Below are 14,216 nucleotides of genomic sequence, written 5' to 3' on the forward strand. Positions count from 1 at the left end.
ATATCTCGCTAGGGCTTAAAGGTTTCACGATGGACAAGATGTTCTCCTGGAGGCTGATTTTTTTTAATTAATCGGATAAATTTTTGTAATTTTTTTGTTGCCATATTTGCCATGAACATAGTCATCGGCATGCCCGGACGTCAACCAACTTCGGATTTCCTCGCTAGTTGCATGGAATGGCGGATTAGCAGATTCAGGAGAAATCAGGTAGACATTCAACTGCGCACCTTCGATAAAGAAGTACACATGTTGATTGGTGATGTCTGCGGGCAAACGAGACTTGAGATCGACGCGATCCTCATGGACCGGGCCATTTGGCAAGACCTTCCATTTCACATATAAATATTCGGGCACAAAAATCCGGCCATTTATTCCGGTTCCCTGACTTATATGGCCGGTGGCCAGTTCCCAACTCTCAGCATGGTCGCCGTGGGAACCGTACTGATAATCCAGCACTTCGATCCGGGGATTAAAGTCGAAACTGAAACGATGATCGACCTTGGCTGGCGTCGTGGTGCACGCACCCAGCAGGCCTGCCAAAACGAGCAAAACTAGTCGACTGCTCAATAAATTTTTTATTTTCATGTTGTGGTTGCTCTCTAATTCAAAAAACGCAATTCGCTTACACAATCGCCGGTAAGGCCTCGCTCACCAATTGACCGTTCTTGATGAATTGAGCGAACGCGAGAATTGCCTATCATTGAGAATGAATTGACGTACAGGATCTCGCTGGAAGGTGCCAGCGCAGGGGCTTGGTCAATTGAAGATAAAGCTGCCGCGTGCGTTTATTGCGCGGACGAGATGAAGCCGGAGTTACGGGAAGGAGGTGTGAAGTTGTGCTGGCTGAAGTGCAGCGTGCTGTCAATGATACGTACTGGCTTGCCAGGACGGCAAAGCGAAACAATTTGCTCTGGATGTTGCAGGACAATGCTCAGTGTGGCGTCGCTGGGTGGGGCTGGCTCGCCGCCGTCGTCGTCCAGCAGATCTTCATCATCGTAGGCAAGTGCAGAAAATGGCGCGGGTTCAGGGGTGAAGTTGCTGCCCTGATCGTAAGCGTGGTTGTCAGCGGCAGCGCTGGTCTGCGTGCCATCATATGTCAAGACGCGGAGTAGCTCGACACGTGGCGACAGCAGCCCCAGCTGACTGTCTACCGCCGTGTTCGGCAACATATCCTGTCCCAGCGCTGGCCAGACAATCAAAGCCAGCAACCAGGGAAGGATTCCCCAAAGTCTTTTCATGGTTTATTTATTTAAAATCAATTTATTCCTAATAATATTTCAAAAAAGCAATTTGCATTTGTGGCAACAATGACTGGATGAGCCAAACACATGACTTGGCGAGCCAGGATGCGAGCGAGGGGAGGTCTCGAAATCGAGAATAGGACAGGGAGGTGTGAAGAAAAAAACCGCTAGGCCTGACCGGAGGGCGGTTTTTAGGAAGTGTAGCCGGAATTAGCCTCTCAGGACTCTAGCGCAACTGACAGGTAGTGTCATGTCAGGTCTGAACTGCTAAAGATGAATAACCGTAAAGTGTCACTAAAGAGGGTTAGGCTTTGAAGGGGCTTACGACCGAGTGTCGGCGTTAGCGGGTATGGCGGGCAGTCGTGCGCACTTAGTATGTAGACGAAATGGAATAGAAATTGACGATGACGCGCGAAGGAGGCGTTGAGTGGTGTAGGCTGAAGCGCAGCGTGTTGTCGTTGATGCGCACGGGCTTTCCTGGGAAGCACAGCGAAACAATCTGATCGGGGTGGAGTTTGACAATGTCTAGTGTGAAGTCGGCGATGGGGGCGCTCTTACCGATCAGGTACTCGATGTCATGAAGTTCGACGTACACTTCGCGAGCACCTTGACGCAGTAGCGCACGGATGCGCGCCGTGACGGCCTTGCCCGCCCCTTCGCTCAGGCAGGCTTCATCGTTGAGGCCCAGAGAGGAAACAGGTATGTCATCCGGAGTGAGGCCGCTGTGCTGGCCATAAGTAGCGTAGGCGTGGCCGCGCAAGGGCTGATAGCGATGCTCAATGGTGGTCTGGCGCGCAGCCGGAAAGATTTGCTGCCAATCGCTGGTCTCAGCGACCTTCCAGGCCGGCAGCTTACCGGACAGTGCTCCCAATTTTTTCAGGGCAGCCATTTGCGACGGCTCCAGGTCTACACCGGCAACGGTTTCAGCATCGCCAAAGCTGCGGAAAATCTGTTCGTCGCTCAGTGCTGCCTGTCGCAACTGGTAAGTGATATCACGGCCATCAAGCAAAGCTTTTTGCCTGAGCCTTGCACTGACGGGGATGCCGTTGGCTTTGATTTCCAGTGCCTCCACCGGACCGATATTCCGGTAATCCTGTGCCTGCTCGGGATCCCATCCGAAGACTGGCGAGCGAAATGCCATCCTGGCCGTCACTGATGTGCCATCATCATGTTGAAATACTGTAATTGCTTCGACACGCGCTGGTGACAGCGTCAGCTTTTCACCTACCAGCTTTGGTGCGCTTGAATCGGTAACGATGACACCGCCAACCGCTACGCGCGGCGACACATCGACTGCCAGCGCAGCCCCTGCAACCCATGTCGTCAGCCAGGGGAGGACTTTCCAGAATTTTTTCATATTGTTAAGATGTGACCGGGGGCGAGCTCGACGCGATCTTCATGGACTGGGCCATTCGGCAAGATCTTCCATTTCACCTGCAAATATTCCGGCACAAAAATCCGGCCATATATTCCGGTTCCCTGGCTGATATGGCCGGTGGCCAGTTGCCAAGCCTCAGGATGGTCGCCGTGGGAACCGTAGTGATAATCCAGCACTTCGATCCTGGGGTTAAAGTCGAAACTGAATTCGTGAGTGACCTTGGCTGGCGTGGTGGTGCACGCAGCCAGCAGTCCGGTCAAAACGAGCACAAGCAAGCGGCTGCCAAATAAGCTTTTTGTCTTCATATTCTTCATGATATTTCGAATCCCAAATTTGCATTTATGGCAATGATGGCCGGATGAGCCAAACACATGACTTAGCGAGCTAAAAAAAACCGGGAACTGCAAGCAGTTCCCGGCAAAAGGCCGGTTATGGGCTACCAGCCCCCCACGGTGTTACCGTTCTTAAAACTTGGCGGAAGCGCTCAGGTAGAAGGTACGACCCAGTGCGCTGGCGTAACGGCCATCGTAGCCAACCTGGTTACCACCACCGGCCGTGCGGTCCGAGAACGGTGGCGTGCGGTCGAACAAGTTCTTGATGCCGCCAGTGAAGGCATACATCTTGTTCAGGTCGACGCGGGTTTGCCAATCGATCGTGGTGTACGACGACACATCGCGCTTCATGCCGACAAAGCCGGTGGACAAGGTGCCATCAGGCAGCACTTCCTTGACCACGCTGTCATCCGCGCTCAGTTCCTGGTCGTGGTAGCCGGAGCGGTAGTTCATGGTCAGCGTGTGGGTGTACATGCCAGGCGTCTTCAGGCTGACGGCCAGGCGGCTTACCACGCGCGCGGTGACATTGTTGAACTTGTCAAAGCGACCGAGGCTGCTTTCCGTGCTGTTCACCTGCTTGCCGCTATCGTCGGTATCCGGCAGCGTCTGCTCCGACTTCAGCATATAGGTACCGGTCCAGTTAAGCGACAGGTTGCCGAAGCCGGTTTTGGTACGGTAGGAGTGATCCCAGTCGATGCCCTTGTAGTGCGAGCTGCCCAGATTGAAGTACGGCAGCAAGGTCACCAGCTTGTTGGAGCCGATGCCGGCGTCATACACGGTCGAGAACAGGCTGTTGAAGGCGCCTGGATTGGAGAACACCAGGCCTTCCGGCAGCTGCGAGATCTGGTTGGTCATCTTGACGTTCCACAGGTCGAAGCCCAGCGACAGCGAATTGATAGGCTCGACGCGGATGCCCACGGTGTACTGCTTCGACTCCTCCGGCTTCAGGCCGTTGGCGCCGCTCAGGTTGTTGCCGCCGCTGACCAGTGCGTACTGGGTGGTGCCGGCGCAGTCTGCCGCGCGTGGATCCGGCGCCTTCACCGGGCAGGCATATTTGCCCGAGGTCACGCCAAAGTCCGAGATCGGCGAGATCACGCTATCCAGGTCGGCGACTTTGAAGCCGGTGCCGTAGGAGCCGCGCAGCAGCACGGTGTCCAGCGGGTTGTAGCGCAGCGACAGCTTGTAGGTCGATTTCGAGGCGTCGTTGCCCTGCGTGCCCGAGCCGATCAGCTTGGAGTCCAGATCGTAGATGCGGTCGCTCTTGATGGCGTCATAGCTGTCGTGGCGCAGCGCGGCCGACAGGTCCAGGTTCTTGAGCACCGGTACCAGCAACTCGGCAAACGCACCCCAGCTCTTGCGCGAACCTTCGACTGGCAAGGCGCCCGGTGCGCTACCCAGCACCGTGTCGGTCCAGCTTGGCTGTTGCGGGTTAGGACCTTGCGTGATCGAGCTTGGCAGGCTGGCGTATTTCTGACGGGTGGTGTCGGCGCCAACGCCGATTTGCAGCGGACCAGCCGGCAGCTTGTACAGTTCGCCCGAGGCGCGCACGCTCAGGATGTCCAGCTGGGTCTTGGTTTCCGTATCCAGTTCATTCAGCACGGCCGGTGCCAGCAAAGCCGCCGATGAGCCTGCCGCACCAAACGGGTCGAACGTCAGCTTCTTGTAGCGGTCGCGGCTCAGGAAGCCACCGACGTAATTGGCGGTGCGGGTATTTTCCGAGTGCACGTACGACGCGGTGTAGTCGAACGACTTGAAGTTGCCTTCGATACCACCGGCAAAGTGGCGGGCATCGGAGATGTATTCTTCCGCGCGGCCGCCGGCATCAACCAGCCGCAAGTTCATGGTGGCCTTGCTGACATTGGCTGGCGTGACGCCCAGTTGTGCCAAGTAAGGCATGACGTTGGCCGCGTATTTCGGATCAGACAGCGGCAGGGCTAGCGCTTGCGCAGGCGGGGCAAAGCGGCCGGTCTGCGCGAAGCGCGACGCAACGACTTCAGCGAATGCGGTGGTGTCGCTATTGATCTTGGCGCGGCCCGACAGGAACACGCTGTCGCGCTTGGATTTCGGGATCAGCTGCACCGTGCCCGAGTAGTCGAACCAGCACGACTTGTCGGTCGCGGTGCCGATGTAGGCGGTATTCGGCGCGCACTTGCCGTCCTTCAGGTAGTTCGGCGAGAACGTCAGCGGCGATTTGCCGTCCTTGAAATTCAGCGTGACCGAGGCCGGCGAAGTGTTGACCGCCAGCTGGTACAGCGAGTACTGCTTGCCGTTCTCGCTGAAGCGCACCAGGCCGCTCTTGGCGAAATCACGCTGCGACGCGTTCAGTTCGTCCTGGCCGTCGTGGCTGTAGGAAGCCAGCACGTTGTAGCCGTCCGTTTCCAGGTCGCCGAAGCCCTTGGAGAAGCCGACGTTGTTGCTGCGGCCGCCCGATTTTTCCGGCGAGCTGTAGGTGCCTTCGATGTTGAAGTCTTGCTGGTTTTTCTTCAGCACGAAGTTGACCACGCCGGCGATAGCGTCGGCGCCGTACAGCGCGGAGGCGCCGTCGGTCAGCACCTCAACGCGCTCCACTGCCGCCAGCGGGATGCTGGCCAGGTTGACGGCGCTGCCGGCGCTGTATGGCGCCATGCGGCGGCCGTTCAGCAGCACCAAGGTGTAGCCGGAGCCGATGCCGTGGATGGAGGCGTTCTGCACGCCGCCGCCGCCGCCGTTCACCGATTCCGAGGAGGTGATGAAGCCCTGCATGGCAGGCAATGCCTGCACCAGGTCTTCAACGCTCTTGGCGCCACTTTTTGCGATATCCGCACTGGTGATGACTTGCACCGGCACGGAGCCTTCCTTGCTGATGCGTTTGATCGCCGAGCCGGTCACTTCCACGCGTTGGATGGTAGCGCTATCTTGGGCTACCGCAGCGGTAGCAAAAAGGCCCAGGCCAACGGCCAGGCTGCCGGAAAAAATGCCGCGCACCGAGTGGGACAGTATGGTTTCTTTCATCATCTACGACTTTCCTTTTTTTATGATTTCAATCTCCCATCTGGCCAACTTGCCTACCTTGGGATCGAAGGCAAGTATGGTTTAGTATGTTTTAGGGGAGTAGTTGCTAAACACCGCAACAGGAATTCGGAAAAGCAGAACAATCATGAAACTTGAAGGCATCGTTACCTTTGTACAGGTGGCAGAAAGCGGCTCTTTGAGCGAGGCGGCGCGGCGTATGCGCATCTCGCGATCGGTAGTCAGCGAGCGTTTGGCGGAGCTGGAGCGTTCACTTGGCGCAACACTTTTGCAGCGGAGCACCCGCAAACTGTCTCTCACCGAGGATGGCAGCGCTTTTCTTGAGCGCGCGCGCCGCATCGTGTGCGAGGTACGGCAGGCCCAGACTGACCTGGCCGAACGGCGCGGCGAGTTGACCGGACCGCTGCGCATTTCGGCGCCGGTAACCTTTGGCCGCATGCACCTCGGGCCGGCGTTGTACGGATTTCTCGACCAATACCCGGACATCCAACTGACGCTGGATTTGAACGACCGCCGTGTCGACGCCACCTCGGACGGCTTCGACGCCATCATCCGCAACGGCCCCATTGTCGATTCCTTCCTGGTGGCGTGGCAGCTGGCGCCTAGCCCGCGCTACCTGGTGGCCTCGCCGGCCTACCTCAAGCGCAATGGCGCGCCCAAAAACTTGCAGGAACTGGCCGAGCACCGCGGCATTTTCTACACCAATCGCGGCACCGCCGACTGGCGCTTTGTCGATGGCGACCAGGCCTACGTGGTGCAGGGCGACCGGGGGCTGGTGCTCAACAACGGCGACATGATGTGCGACGCCGCCATCGCCGGGCTGGGCATCGCGCTGCTGCCGGCTTTCATCGCTGGGCAGGCGCTGAAGGAGGGCAAGCTACAGAAAATCGATGTCGGCATCCATGCCGAGCCGGAATTCATCTACATTGGCCACCCGCACGGCCGCAAGCCGTCGGCCAAGCTGCGTGCGCTGGCGGCCTGGCTGAAAGATGCCATCGGCGATCCGCCGTATTGGGATAGTTGATTCGGATAGTTGAAGAGTAGTAATTGAGAATGATTCGCATTAATGCTAGAATGACGCGCATCTTTTCTCATTTCCCGCCTTTCCATGCCATTCCGTCCATTGCCGCTGTACCTCGCCTTGTCCGCTGTTTTCCCCGCTTTCGCCCAGGAGGCCGATGAGCAAGTCATGCAAGCCGTGAAGGTGACGGCGGCGCGCGCCAACGGCTTTGTGCCGAAGACGGTGGAGGCGGGCAGCTTCCGTGGCGCCGACATCATGGACGTGCCGTCCACCGTCAACGTGGTCACGCGCGAGGTGCTGGAACTGCAGGCGGCCGGCGGCTTGTACGACGCGCTGCGCAATACCGCTGGCGTCACGCGCCAGCAGAACGGTGGCGATACGTGGGACCAGCTGGTCATTCGCGGCATCGCCGTGGAGAACCGCACCAACTACCGTCTGAACGGCTCGCTGCCGATCATGAACTTCTCGCAGGTGCCGATGGAAGACAAGGAACGGGTGGAAGTGCTGAAGGGCGCCACCGCTTTGTACTACGGCTTCACGTCGCCAGCTGGCGTGGTCAACTTCGTCACCAAGCGCGCGGCCGCCAAGCCGGTGAGCACGGTCGGCATGATGGTGGACCAGAACGGCAGCGCCGTTGCCACGGCTGATGTCGCGCGTCGTTTCGGCGAGCAGCAGCAAGTGGGCGTGCGCATCAACGCCGCTGGCGGCACGCTGGGCTCCTATTTGGACAACGTTGGCAACGGCAACCGCAAATTCGTCTCGGCAGCGCTGGACTGGCGCGTGAACTCGCGCCTGCTGTTGAAGGCCGATCTGGAATACGACAAGCGCCGCGTCACCGAACAAGCGGGCATCGCCTTGCCGACTGCCGTGAATGGCACGATCGCGCTGCCAGCCGCCGTCGATCCGAAACGTTTGATCGGTCCTGACTGGGCCAAGTTTGATGCCGAGACCAAAAACGCCCTGCTGCGCGCCGATTACGCGCTGGGCGATGACTGGGCGCTGACCGTGGAAGCCGGCCACTCCGAAACCGCGCGCGATCGCGCACTGGCCATTTTCCGTTTGACGAATGCAGCGGCGCTGGCCACCGGCGCGGGCCGCATCACCGGCAACCTGCAACACAGCGTGGTGGATTCGGATATGTTGCGCGCCGAACTGGCGGGCACCGTGGCGACGGGCGCGGTGCAGCACGATCTTACTTTCGGCGCAACCCGCACCGACAAGGGACAGGACCCGATCTATCAAGCCAGCTACACGGTGGCGTCGCAAAACCTGTACAACCCAGTGGCCATCACCAGCTACACCGTCGGCGCATATCCCACCACGCCGACTACTGCGGCGCTGTCCTCGCGTGACAGCGGCGTGTATGCGATTGACCGCCTGACCTTCTCGCCGCATTGGCAGGCGGTGGCTGGCGTGCGCAGCGTGCAGTATCGCAGCGACCAGGGCACGAATCACTATGACGTCAGCAAGACCACGCCGATGGTAGCGCTGATCTATAAACTGAATCAGGACCTGTCGTTCTACGCCTCGTCCTCACAAGGGCTGGAAGAAGGTGAAACCGCGCCGACCGGCAGCGCCAACGTCGGCACGCGCATGGCGCCGGGCGTCAGCCGCCAGAAGGAAGTCGGCGCGCGCTGGCGCGTGGAAGGCGGCACGCTGGTGCAGGCCGCGCTGTTCGATATCAGCCGTCCGGGCTACTACACCAACACCGCCAACGTGTTCACCGCCGACGGTGAGCAGCGTTATCGCGGCCTTGAGCTGTCGGCGCAGGGCAAGCTGACGCGCAGCCTGTCGTGGCAAACCTCGGCGCAGTTCCTCGATCCGGAATTCCGCCACATTAATGCGGTCTACAACGGCAAGCAGCCGGAGAACGCGTCCAAACAAACCGGCAGCGCGTTCCTGTCATACGAACTGGCGCACGGCTTGTCGTTCAACGGCGGCGCGTATTACACGGGGCGTCGTCCGGTCAACGATCTGGATCAGGCTTTCCTCGGCGGTGTAACGCTGTTCAGCGTCGGCGGCCGCTACGCCGTCAAGAATATGGTCTGGCAGCTCAACGTGGATAACGCTGCCGACAAACGGTACTGGGCCGGTGCGGGCACGCGCCTCGCATCCGGTGCGCCGCGTTTGATTAAACTCAGTGCGAAGGTCGACCTGTGAAAAAGCTCTGGTTCCAGCTGCATTGGTTTGTCGGCATCACGGCCGGTACGGTCCTGATGGTGATCGGCCTGAGTGGCGCCGTGCTGGCGTTCCGCGAGCAAATCCTTGATGCGTTGAATCCCGGCGTGCGTAACGTTGCCTTGCAGGATGCACCGGTGCTGTCGCCGCAGCAGTTCATGGATGCGGCCAAGGCATTCAAACCGCACGAACGTGTCACCAGCATCACGCTGTACAACACGCTAGGCTCCAGCGCGCGGGTCGGCCTTGCGCCGCCGCCGGGCCAACGCAAGGGCGAAACGATTTATCTCAATCCCTACACCGGTGCGCTGCTGCCGGAACTGGCGGGTGATGGCTTCTTTGAATGGACCGAGCAGCTGCACCGCTTTGTGCTGCTGCAGCGCGATCCGGGCAAGATGGTGACTGGCGTGTTGGCGTTCTGTCTGATGGGGCTTGCGCTGAGTGGCCTGTATTTGCGCTGGCCGCGCCGCGTAGGGGACTGGCGCACCTGGCTTACTTTCGACACGCGCATGAAGGGCCGGTCCTTCCTGTGGGGCTTGCACTCGGTGGCCGGCACGTGGGTGATGGTGGTGTTCTTGATGTTCACCGCGTCCGGTGTGTACTGGGCTTTTGATCCGATCCGCGATATGGCAGATGGCTGGATGGGGACTTTGCGTCCGCCGCGCGACGTTGCTGCGGCCAAGCCGAAAGCACCCAAGCTGGCCAAGGCGCCGGCGGTCGAAGCAGCCGACTTGTCGGCCGGTTGGGATACCTTCCGCAACAACGCGCCGGACTGGAAGATGGCGCTCCTGCGTCCGCCGGAACGCGCCACGCAGCCGCTGCAAATCCTGTGGGTTGCGAAGGATGCACCACATGTGCGTGCGCGCAGCAGCATGTCGATCAACCTGCAGACCGGAGCGCTGCTGAAGAACGAACTGTATGCGGACAAGCCGCTCGGCGCGCGCTTCCAGTCCACCATCTACCCGCTGCACCTCGGGACTTACTTCGGCGTGACCGGGCAAATCATCGTCTTCATCGCGGCGCTGGCGCTGCCGGGCTTTGGCATCACCGGCTGGATGCTGTACCTGAACCGCCGCAAACAAAAACGCATCGCCCGTGCCGAGCGCGCGCAGTTTGCTGCCACCGCGCCGGCTGGCGATCATGATGATCCGGTGCTGATGGCCTACGCCAGCCAGACCGGCCAGGCCGAGCGTCTTGCGCTGCAAAGCGCAGCAGCATTGCGCAAAGCCGGCGTGGCGGTGCACGTGCATTCGCTGGAAAACATGACGCTGCCACAATTGAGCACTTATCGCCGCGCGCTGTTTGTCGCCAGTAGTTTCGGCGACGGCGAACCGCCGGACAGCGCGCGCCGTTTCAGCCGCTTGCTGCATGCGGCGGCGCAGGAATTGAAGCACATGCAGTACGCCGTGCTGGCGCTGGGCGACCGCAATTACGCGCAGTTCTGCGGCTTTGGCCGCACGCTGGATCAGCGCCTCGCCGTCATGGGGGCGCAGCCGCTGCATCCGATGGTGGAGGTGGATAACGGCGATGCAGGGGCTTTGACGCGCTGGGGCAATGCGCTGCGCGGCTTGATGGGCGACGCAGCCAGTGATGCAGGCGATGCCGCTGAAATCGCGCTCACCGCCAACGCAGCGGACGACGATTACGCCAGCTGGCGTTTGATGGGACGCATCCTGCTCAACCCGGGCAGCATCGGCGAGCCGCTGTACGAAATCACGCTGCACGGTGAGGTCGGCGCGGGCTGGCGTCCCGGCGCGCTGGTCGATATCTGGCCGGGCCATTACGGCAAGGACGCAACACCGCGCCGCTATTCGCTGGCGTCGGTGAAGGAAGATGGCTGCATGCAGCTGGTGGTGCGCAAGGTCGCGGATGGACTGGCCTCCGGCTGGCTGACGGCGCAAGCGGCCATCGGCGATGAGGTGCGTGTGCGGCTGGTGGTGAATCCTTCGTTTGATGCGTATCCGGCACCAGCACCGGCGATCTACATCGGCAACGGTTCCGGTATCGCAGGCTTGCGTTCGCACTTGCGCGATCGAGTACGCGAGGGTCCGTCGCGCAACTGGCTGATTTTCGGCGAGCGCCAGCAACAGTACGATGCGGTTTGTGCGGAAGAGATCCAGGGTTGGCGCGCACGCGGCTTCCTGCCGGAGCTGGACCTGGTGTATTCGCGCGACGTAACGGGCGGCGGCTACGTGCAGGACTGCATGCGTGAGCGCGCCGACACGCTGCGTGCATGGATTAATGACGGTGCGGTGATCTACGTTTGCGGCAGCCAGCACGGCATGGCCGGCGGCGTGGATGACGCACTGGCCGACATCATCGGCCGCGCACAGCTGGAGCAACTGGCGGAAGCGGGGCGCTACCGCAGGGACGTGTACTAAAGAGCGGTCTCGTAGCCTTCGAGGACGTTCACCACGTTCACCCCGAGCTCTTTCACCGCATAGCCGCCTTCGAAGATGAAGGCGGTCGGCTTGCCCAGCCACGCCAGGCGCTCGCCGATTTTCAGGTAGTCGGCGCTTTGCAGCGCGAAGCGTGACAGCGGATCGCCCACAAACGTATCCACACCTAGCGACACCACCACCGCATCCGGCGCAAAGCTACCGATGCGGACGCAGGCCGTCTCCAGCGCCGTGAACCACGCCTGCGTGCTGCTGCCTGCGGCCAGCGGGAGGTTCATATTGTAGCCATGCCCGGCGCCTTCGCCGCGTTCATCGGCATGGCCGAGATAAAACGGATACTCGTTGCGCGGATCCGCGTGGATCGACACGAACAGCACATCATCGCGGTGGTAGAAAATGCTCTGCGTGCCATTGCCGTGGTGGTAGTCGATATCGATAATCGCTACCTTGCGCGCGCCGTCATCCAGCAAGTGCTGCGCCGCCAGCGCGGCGTTATTCAGGAAGCAGTAGCCGCCGAAAAAATCCGCGCCCGCGTGATGGCCGGGCGGACGGCTCAACACAAACGCGCCACGCTCGCCGAGCCGTAAGGCATGCGCCGCATTGACCGCGCAATCCGCACCAGTCTTGGCGGCGGTCCAGGTACCGGCGGTCAGCGGCGTGCCGCTGTCCATCGAGTACAGCCCCATACGGGCAGCAAAATTTTCCGGCTCGATATCGCTGCGCAGCGTGCGCACCGGCCACACGGATGGGAAGGCGTCCTTCTGCGCATTGGCCGGATCCAGCGCCACCCATTCGCTCCAGGCATTGCGCAGGAAGTGCAGGTAGCGTGGCGTGTGGATGCGCTCCAGCGACATCAAAGGCACGCCGTGCGGCGTGACGATGCGTCCCAAACCGCGCCGGCCTAACTCCGCCAGCACCGAATCAGCACGCTCCGGCTTTTCAAAGCAGGGCACCTGTTCGCCGCGAAAGAACTCGTGGCGGCCGCGGTGCTGCGCGTGCTGTTCGTTGTAGAAGGTGAGCATCGAATTTAGTCGCAGTCAGTCACAGTCCTGGCGTGATTGGCACAGGTTCGATGCGCGATAGGCCGCGACGTAATCGTCAAAATTGGTTTGCGGTGCGGCTTCCATCTCGGCCTGTTCGGCCAGCGACACGGCCGCCAGGTTGTCGAAGTAGGCTGCTTCTTCAGCGGTCGGCGGATGGCTGCGGAAGTAGGCCGCGTGCTTCTCGCTTTGCGCCAGCGCGAAAGCGCCGAACGATTTGCCGTTGGCACGCAGCGCTGCCAGCACCTTGGCCGATGGCGTCAGTTCAGTATCCAGCAGCTTGGCCGATTGCGCTGCCAGCGCGTCGGCGTGTGCCGTGTCGCCGCGCAGCGTATCGAGCAAAGCTGCGACAGGGCGGATACGCTCCAGCAGTTCCGCGCCCCACACCGGCAGCGCCACTTCGGCCTCGCCGTTGTTCAGCGTCAGGCCCGGACGGCGACCTTCCTTGACGGTACGCGCAAAGTTCTCGGTGTAGACCGCGCCTTGTTCCGGCGTGATGGTGTCGCTTTCCTCAAGTGCGCAGAACAGCAGGAAGGCATCGAGGAAGCGGCCGGTGGCCACGCTGATGCCGACTGGCTCGAACGGATCCACATCCATGCAGCGCACTTCGATGTACTGCACGCCGCGCGCGCACAGCGCCTGGATCGGACGCTCGCCGGTTTGAATCACGCGCTTGGGACGAATGGTGGAGTAGTACTCGTTCTCGATCTGCAGCACGTTGGTGCTGAGCTGGATCCATTCGCCATCGCGCTTGGTGCCCAGTTTCGCGTACGGCTCGTACGGCTGGTTGACGGCCTTGGTCATCGCCGCCACGTAGCTGTCCAAACAGTTTTCATGCGGGCTCAGGCCAGACTGCGCATCGTTCTGGTAACCGAGGTCGCTCATGCGCAGGCTGGTGGCGTACGGCAGGTAGAGCGTGTCGTCGGACAGCGTCTCCAGCTTGTGCTGGCGGCCGCGCAGGAAGCCGCTCGACAGCACCGGCGAGGCGCCGAACAAATACATCAGCAGCCAGCTGTAGCGGCGGAAGTTGCGGATGGTGGCCAGGTAGGCTTCCGACTGGAACGAGCGCGGCGTCAGGCGCTTGCCGCTCACTTCATGCTCGGCCAGCACGCGCCACAGGCGTTCGTCCAGCGAGTAGTTGTAGTGGATGCCGGCGATGCACTGCATGGCTTTGCCGTAGCGCAGCGCCAGGCCGCGGCGGTACACGTGTTTCAGCGTGCCCAGGTTGGAGGTGCCGTAGTAGGCAATCTCAATGTCTTGCTCGGCCGGCAGCTGGCACGGCATCGACTGGCTCCACAGCAGCTCGTCGCCCAGCTTGCTGTAGGCGTAGCGGTGGATGCCGTCCAGCTTGGCGACGGTGTCGGCGATGTCTTTTTCGGCCGGAGTGATGAACTCCAGCAGGGTCTCAGCGTAATCGGTGGTGATTTGCGGATGCGTCAGGGCCGAACCCATGGCCACCGGATGCGGGCTGTGCGCGAGGTGGCCGGCGCGGTCTACGCGCAAGGTTTCCCGCTCAATGCCGCGCAAGCCGCCAGCCAGCACGGCGCGGTGCTTTTCATCGGCCAACAAGGCCAGGCGTCGTGTCAAAAGAGTTGGCAATTTGAAATCCTTTCTGGTG

General features: G+C 60.7%; 10 protein-coding genes. 3 read left to right on the top strand and 7 right to left on the bottom strand.

Annotated elements, in window-relative coordinates:
• Positions 1-63 precede the first annotated feature (63 nt).
• The 5 genes from GTP46_RS10065 to GTP46_RS10085 all read right to left on the bottom strand — a co-directional run bounded on the left by GTP46_RS10065 (position 64) and on the right by GTP46_RS10085 (position 5,945).
• Positions 64-585: a hypothetical protein gene (locus GTP46_RS10065; protein WP_161006486.1), complete on the bottom strand. Its 522-nt coding sequence runs from the start codon at positions 583-585 to the stop codon at positions 64-66.
• Between the two features lie 200 nt (positions 586-785).
• Positions 786-1,238, bottom strand: a complete 453-nt coding sequence (locus GTP46_RS10070; RefSeq protein ID WP_161006487.1) for a hypothetical protein — start codon at positions 1,236-1,238, stop codon at positions 786-788.
• A 373-nt stretch (positions 1,239-1,611) separates the two neighbouring features.
• Entirely contained in the window at positions 1,612-2,598 is a 987-nt protein-coding gene (locus GTP46_RS10075) for a DUF4424 family protein (protein WP_161006488.1), read from the bottom strand.
• Positions 2,595-2,933 carry a hypothetical protein gene (locus tag GTP46_RS10080; RefSeq protein WP_161006489.1) on the bottom strand — a complete coding sequence of 113 codons (339 nt, stop codon included), beginning with the start codon at positions 2,931-2,933 and terminating at the stop codon, positions 2,595-2,597. The genes GTP46_RS10075 and GTP46_RS10080 overlap by 4 nt, the downstream gene beginning before the upstream one ends.
• Before the next feature lie 150 nt (positions 2,934-3,083).
• A complete protein-coding gene (locus GTP46_RS10085; RefSeq protein WP_161006490.1) occupies positions 3,084-5,945 on the bottom strand; it encodes a TonB-dependent receptor in 2,862 nt (953 codons plus the stop codon).
• Between the two features lie 142 nt (positions 5,946-6,087).
• On the opposite strand from GTP46_RS10085, the gene GTP46_RS10090 reads away from it, so the two are divergent.
• The 3 genes from GTP46_RS10090 (at position 6,088) to GTP46_RS10100 (ending at position 11,540) form a co-directional block, all read left to right on the top strand.
• Complete coding sequence (locus GTP46_RS10090) at positions 6,088-6,984, top strand: LysR family transcriptional regulator (protein WP_202414213.1); 897 nt, start codon at positions 6,088-6,090, stop codon at positions 6,982-6,984.
• Positions 6,985-7,068: 84 nt separating this feature from the next.
• On the top strand, positions 7,069-9,141 hold the full coding sequence (locus GTP46_RS10095; protein ID WP_161006491.1) for a TonB-dependent siderophore receptor: 2,073 nt from the start codon (positions 7,069-7,071) through the stop codon (positions 9,139-9,141).
• The gene (locus GTP46_RS10100; RefSeq protein ID WP_161006492.1) at positions 9,138-11,540 is read left to right on the top strand and encodes a PepSY domain-containing protein; all 2,403 of its coding nucleotides are present in this window, start codon (positions 9,138-9,140) and stop codon (positions 11,538-11,540) included. Before GTP46_RS10095 ends, GTP46_RS10100 begins: the two co-directional genes overlap by 4 nt.
• On the opposite strand, the gene GTP46_RS10105 is transcribed toward GTP46_RS10100, so the two are convergent.
• Together GTP46_RS10105 and gshA are read right to left on the bottom strand one after the other, a co-directional pair.
• Positions 11,537-12,580: a histone deacetylase family protein gene (locus GTP46_RS10105; RefSeq protein WP_161006493.1), complete on the bottom strand. Its 1,044-nt coding sequence runs from the start codon at positions 12,578-12,580 to the stop codon at positions 11,537-11,539. The two genes, GTP46_RS10100 and GTP46_RS10105, sit on opposite strands and share 4 nt — an antisense overlap.
• A 15-nt stretch (positions 12,581-12,595) precedes the next feature.
• The gene (gene gshA, locus GTP46_RS10110; RefSeq protein WP_161006494.1) at positions 12,596-14,197 is read right to left on the bottom strand and encodes a glutamate--cysteine ligase; all 1,602 of its coding nucleotides are present in this window, start codon (positions 14,195-14,197) and stop codon (positions 12,596-12,598) included.
• Positions 14,198-14,216 lie beyond the last annotated feature (19 nt).

Source organism: Duganella flavida (assembly GCF_009857445.1).
Taxonomy (GTDB): domain Bacteria; phylum Pseudomonadota; class Gammaproteobacteria; order Burkholderiales; family Burkholderiaceae_D; genus Rugamonas; species Rugamonas flavida.